4 protein-coding genes are annotated in these 4,632 nt (G+C 66.3%); all 4 read right to left on the reverse strand.

From position 1 onward, the window contains the following. Positions 1 to 484: 484 nt before the first annotated feature. Positions 485 to 1,369, reverse strand: coding sequence for a DUF3473 domain-containing protein (locus tag NTW26_07590; protein ID MCX7022116.1), 885 nt, complete (start codon positions 1,367 to 1,369; stop codon positions 485 to 487). Further along, the gene (locus tag NTW26_07595) at positions 1,366 to 2,019 is read right to left on the reverse strand and encodes a methyltransferase domain-containing protein (protein ID MCX7022117.1); all 654 of its coding nucleotides are present in this window, start codon (positions 2,017 to 2,019) and stop codon (positions 1,366 to 1,368) included. The genes NTW26_07590 and NTW26_07595 overlap by 4 nt, the downstream gene beginning before the upstream one ends. 10 nt (positions 2,020 to 2,029) lie before the next feature. Next, positions 2,030 to 2,566 (reverse strand): hypothetical protein, encoded by a 537-nt coding sequence (locus tag NTW26_07600; GenBank protein ID MCX7022118.1) that lies wholly within the window; start codon positions 2,564 to 2,566, stop codon positions 2,030 to 2,032. A gap of 779 nt (positions 2,567 to 3,345) precedes the next feature. Next, positions 3,346 to 4,632 (reverse strand): hypothetical protein (locus NTW26_07605; GenBank protein MCX7022119.1); only part of this gene is annotated, 1,287 nt, incomplete at its 5' end.

A 4,632-nucleotide genomic window follows, 5' to 3' on the forward strand; every position in this document is an offset into this window, starting at 1 on the left:
GCGGGCATTTGACATGCCGATCCTCGGACTCTCTGTTTGCCACCATGCCTCCGGTTCATGTGACATGATAGCATCCTCGTAAGCCCTTTATCTAGCTTTGTAGATGAGACTAAGGATGGTCCAGGAACACTAAGTTATCCCTTAAAATCCCCGCCCTACATTTGGGCGCATGACGTTGGATGAACGGGCGGGTCAAGAGACCCGCCCCTACGTCATCGCAACCCAGGGTGAGGGGCGCCGCTATCCCCTCTCCCTTCCAGGGAGAGGCTCGCCTACGGGTTAGGGTGAGGGTCGGGGCCGGGAGCGTGCAAGCGGCGGCCCGCGGAGGACTCGTCCTACGGGGCCGCCCTACGTCATCGCAATCGCCGGGCCACGGGTTTCCCTCTCCCAGTGGGAGAGGGATTAAGGGTGAGGGCTGCCTTTGAAAAATGCGGCGGGGATAGGAACCGAGCGAAGCGAGCTACGCCTCCAGCGAATCCCCGCCCTACATGTTAGCGGCCGGGGTGAGGGTGCCGTCGGCATTCAGCCTGGCCCGACGCGGCTCGTTTTCCGCCAAATAATCCGCCGCCGACCGTCCGCCGAAGGCCTTGAAAAACGCCCGCAGCCTTTTCTCCATCCGCCCCCGCCCCAGTCCCTGGTGCAGGCGCATGAGCGGGGGCACGTCCCACTCCAGTCCGGCGAACTCGCCGGGGTCCAGCTCGTAGGGATGGCAGTAAAGGACGAATGGAGCCCGGCGCAGAGACCTCCGCGCCAGACCGCGAAAAATCATCCCCGGCAAGAGGCGCATGTAACCCCCGCCCCCGCAGGGCCAGCTCCGCCCCAGGCCCCGGTAAACCCCGAGGGGCAGCTCGACGATCTCCCCGCCGCCCGGCAGCTCCAACGAGAGCGGCTCCGGCGGCCAGTCGGAAATCCCGTACCGGCGGTGCGCGATGGGGAAGATGCTCGAGTCGTAGCGGTAGCCCGCCTCGGCGAGGGCGTCCAGCGCCCAGAGTGTGGGGCGCATCACGGAAAAATCCGGGGCGCGGTAGCCCAGCACCGGGCGGCCGGTCAACTCCTCCAGCCGCGCCTTGGAGCGGGTCACGTCGGCGGTGAAATCCGACCGCGACCCGAGGAAAATCTCCCGGTGGGCGTGGCCGTGGCCGGCTATCTCGTGGCCGCGACGGCTCATCTCCACCACCAGGTCCGGGTGGGCCTCGGCCGCCAGGCCCAGGACGAAAAACGTCGCCCGGACCCCGCACTCGTCGAGGAGGTCCAGGAGGCGGCGGGTGTTGACCGCCACCCGTCCGGTGACGGGCAGGTCATGGGACAGGGTGGACTGGGGCCAGTCCTCGATGTCCACGGTGACGACGGGGGGGCCGTGGCGGGTCATGGGCGGACGAGGGCGTGGAAATCCAGGCCGGCGCCCGGTATCTTCCACAAGTCGAGGTCGCCGAAGCCGGCCCGGTCGAAGAGCCGGCGGACGGTGTCCTCGGTGTAGAAATAAACGGGACAACGGCGCAGGCGGTACCGCAGGCGTCGAAGGGGGGTTCTTAGCCAGTGCCGGCTGGGGAAGGAGACCGCCGCCGAGACGCGGACCAGCGGCCGGAGCGCACCGAGGAAGGCCTCCGCGTCGGCCACGTAGTCCATGACGCCCATGACGACGGCGTGGTCGTGGGGCGTGAGCCCGACGCCGGGGAAGGCGCTCTCGATCAAATGGAATCGGCCGTCGAAGCCGCCCGTGCGCAGGCGTTCTTCCGCCATCTCAAGCATGGCCGGGGCCGGGTCCACCCCGGTCACGGACGCCGACCCCCGCCGGAGCGCCTCCACGAGGTAGGGTCCCGAGCCGCAGCCGATGTCCAGCACCGTCCGCACGGAGAGGTCTCCAAAGCCCTCGAAGGTCCGGGCGAAGCGGATGACCATGTCCCGGCGGAAGCGCCGGTCCATCCAGCGCGTCAGCCGCGCGCGGCGCCCCGTGTAGAAACCGTCGAAGTCGCGGGCGAAGGAGTCGAAGAACCGCGCGGCGTCGTCAGGGTCACCCACGCTGCGGCTCCTAACTCCCACCGCCGGGGGAAAGCATGTCCCGGTCCGGGGGCTCGGGGGCTTTCTCGCCGCCGGTGATGGTGGCGGTAACTTTCACCGGCTCGCGCTTGGAGTCGTCGTACCCCACGCGGCCGTACACCAGGCTCACCGCGATTCCGCCCACGATGCAGACCCCGAGGCCGCCGAAGGCCCACAGGCCGGTGAGTCCCTGGAACTCGAAGGCGAGGTAGTTGTTCATGGCGGTGGGGAGGCCGCCCAGGAGCCAGACGGCGGCGCCGAAGACGATGCCCTTCAGGAAGCCCACGCCCCAGACGCGCTCCTCGATGGCGGCGTAGAAGAGGCCCCAGACGACGCCGATGAGCACACCCGCGCCGATGCGGGCCAGGAAGTAGGTGAAGTCGATGTTCTTCATGGCGACCTCGGTCCCCACCGCCGCGCCCTTCGAGAGGACGTCCAACAGGATGTAGGCCAGGGCCATGACCGCCCCGGCGATGATCCCGGCCAGGGCGCCGCGCTTGTATCTGGCTCCGCTCTTCTTCGGACTCATGGAACCTCCCGTGCCTTGAAAGCCCGGTCAAGTATAATAAACCCGGCCCGGCCCGGCAAGCGGTGGCCGGTCGTCGCTGGTTGTGATGGCGTAGAGGCGGGTCTCCAAGCTCGCCCGTTGGGTCATTCACCGTCATGTGCCCAGACGTAGGGCGGGGTTTCCTAACCCCGCCGTGTTATAAACCAATGTAATTATATGGGTATTCATCCCACCTTTCACAAAGCCCTTTCCTTATGGGGTTCGCCAGAATATATTCCGCCGCCCGTCGTAAATCTTTATCTTTCCTTATCGCATGATCGTAAAAGCTGGTCTGCCATATCGGCTTGTTAAGACTATATTTAGCAGCCATACGACTGATGTACCTTTTCCATGCACCGATTAGGTCAATCAAATTAATCTCCTTGGCCATCAGTAAAAGATGCACATGGTCAGGCATCATACAGGCAGCGAAAAGACGTGATTTATTAGCGATATAGTCTTTAAGTATCTCGAATGTCTGGTCGGCAAATGGGGATTTAAGTAAAAGTTCCCTGTGTTTAGCAGTGCACGTCGTTATAGAAAATACTCGTGAAGGGTCGGAGTAAATTTCCCGACGTAGTCGAGGGTGTTTGCGCTGAGGTAGTTCTGTAGCCATCGCGTGGTCTTTTTCGGCGGGGATAGGAACCGAGCGTAGCGAGCTATGCCCCTGGCAAATCCCCGCCCTACGGGTTGAGGCGAGGATTTTTCGTATGGCGGAATTTCCTATCCACGCTGCCTACACCTGGAAAAGTGGGGGGATCCTACGGGTGGACCAGCTCGCCGAAGCTCCAACTCCGGTCGCCCAGGTCCGTCCATACCGCGCACACCGCCACCACGTACCGCGTCCCGCCCGGCACGCCCCAGTACTCGGTCAAATCCCCCTCGGGAATCACCAGCTCCCCGGTGCGCACCAGATCGGGATAGGTCCGCCAGACCCCGGCGTCCGGCAGCCCTTCCGCGTCGAACGCCTTCACCGGCACCACGGCCACGTAGTAACCGGCGACGCCGTAGAGCGGCTCCCAGCTTATCCGCACGGTTGTCCCCTCGTCCGCCGCGGCAACCGCGGTGAAGGGCAGCTCGGCCAGGTCGAGGGCGTTCGAGCGCCAGGGGAACGGCTCCCCGAGATTTTCCCCGGTCTCGGCGTCCACCGGCGTGACCAGGAGCCGCGGCGCGGTATCCCCCGGAAGCTCGATGGAGGCCCGGTCCAGGTAAGTCAGAATGTTCCCGCCCAGGGGCGGCCCCACCGGGTAGGACGCCTCCCCGAGCTCGAGGCTGTAGATCCAACTCCGGCCCTCCACCGTCGGGACCTCCAGTTGCGCCTCGACGAGGAGGTGGTCGCCGGGCAGCGCCAGGCCCGCCGTCGGCGCGTAGCGGACCAGGGAGCAGGCGGCCTGGATTACGACCGGCCAGGGCTCCAGCTCCACGACCGGCACCTCCTCCCCTCCGCTCTCGGTCCCTCCCCGGCCGAGGAGCAGTCCGTCGCCTTCCTTCCAGACGATGACCGCCGAGCCTCCCGGTATCTCGGGCAGGGTGTAGCGGCCGTAGGGGTCGGTCGTATCGAAGGCCAGCGGCTTTCCCGGCGGATCGGCGACCAGGGCCACGGCGGCCCCCTCCACCGGCTCGCCTTGATAAACCGCCTTCCCGGTCAGCCACGGCTTCCCTTCGCCCCTGGCGAGCTCGAGGGTCGAAAATCCGCTCCACACCCCGTCGGAGTCCCGGGCGTGGACGACGAGCGTGTGCGTCTCCCCCGGCCCCCAGTCGGCGGTGGGCACGGCCAGGCAGGCGGTGAGCCGACGGTCGCCGGGCAGGCCGAGCCAGGGGGGGACGGTGAACGCCGTCCCCGTGCCGTCGTTGCCCGGCGTGTCGAGGAAGGCCTCCACGAGCGCCACTCCGGTGTCGTCCACGGCCGTCACGGTCACGGCCGCGGTGGACCCCGTGGACGGCCCGGTTTTTTCCAGGCCCAGCTCGGGCCCCTGAATGTCCCGGCGGCGGAGTATCAGCCGGACGGTTTTGAGCTCCCCGGCGTCGGCGGCGCCGAGGCGGTCTGC

The organism is bacterium (assembly GCA_026398675.1).
In the GTDB taxonomy this organism is placed as follows: domain Bacteria; phylum RBG-13-66-14; class RBG-13-66-14; order RBG-13-66-14; family RBG-13-66-14; genus RBG-13-66-14.

Coding starts and splice junctions, on each gene's coding strand:
- NTW26_07590 (MCX7022116.1), bottom strand. CDS start 1,369: ATGACCCGCCACGGCCCCCCCGTCGTCACCGTGGACATCGAGGACTGG.
- NTW26_07600 (MCX7022118.1), bottom strand. CDS start 2,566: ATGAGTCCGAAGAAGAGCGGAGCCAGATACAAGCGCGGCGCCCTGGCC.